The sequence below is a fragment of the Streptomyces flavochromogenes genome, from assembly GCF_000717595.1.
Taxonomy (GTDB): Bacteria; Actinomycetota; Actinomycetes; order Streptomycetales; family Streptomycetaceae; genus Streptomyces; species Streptomyces flavochromogenes.
Window position 1 is genome coordinate 1 of sequence record NZ_JNZO01000154.1, and the last position, 214, is coordinate 214.

At 71.0% G+C, this 214-nt stretch carries 1 protein-coding gene; it reads right to left on the minus strand.

Annotated features, from left to right (window positions below; genetic code table 11):
• Nucleotides 1–214, minus strand: a 214-nt coding sequence (locus IF00_RS42410; protein WP_037640713.1) for a phosphopantetheine-binding protein, incomplete at both ends; no start/stop codon positions are given.

The window sequence follows — 214 nt, forward strand, 5'->3', positions numbered from 1 at the left end:
GGGCGAGGGCGGCGACGGTGGGGGTCTCGAACAACGCGCGGACGGGCAGCTCGACACCCAGGACGGTACGGATCCGGGAGACGAGGCGGGTCGCGAGGAGGGAATGGCCGCCGAGGTCGAAGAAACCGTCGTCGATCCCGACCCGGGCCACACCCAGGATCTCCGCGAACAGACCGCAGAGAATGTCCTCCTGCGCCGTCCGCGCCTCACGGCG